This window comes from Megasphaera sp. AF13-6AC (genome assembly GCF_027685385.1).
GTDB classification, from domain to species: domain Bacteria; phylum Bacillota; class Negativicutes; order Veillonellales; family Megasphaeraceae; genus Megasphaera; species Megasphaera micronuciformis.
This window is the reverse complement of record NZ_JAQCUN010000339.1, coordinates 1-356: the sequence shown is the minus strand read 5'-3', so window position 1 is coordinate 356 and position 356 is coordinate 1. Positions and strand designations below refer to the sequence as shown.

The following is a 356-nucleotide window of genomic DNA, read 5'->3' as shown; positions in this document are numbered from 1 at the left end:
GTATAGGTACAGAAACAGCTTTGAATCAGGAATCAGGTAGTTCAAAATAACGCCGAAAATCAAAAATCCTATAGTGACACCGACACCCACGCGAGGCACTCCGGACTTGGAAAGTCGTATGAAAATTTTCGGTGCCTGACCGTTTTTTGCCAACGTATATAGCATACGGCCGGAACTGTACAAGCCGGAATTGCATCCAGACAGAGCTGCCGTAAGGACTACAAAGTTGATCAGGCCGGCTGCAGCCGTAATTCCCACCTTACCGAAAGTCATAACAAAGGGGCTTCCTATAAAACTTACCTGATTCCAAGGATAAATACAGAGAATGATAAAAATGGAACCGATATAAAAGATAA

1 protein-coding gene is annotated in these 356 nt (G+C 43.5%); it reads right to left on the bottom strand.

What is annotated here, in order from left to right; genetic code table 11:
* Positions 1–318 (bottom strand): amino acid permease (locus PGX78_RS09320; RefSeq protein ID WP_270446687.1); only part of this gene is annotated, 318 nt, incomplete at its 3' end.
* Positions 319–356 lie beyond the last annotated feature (38 nt).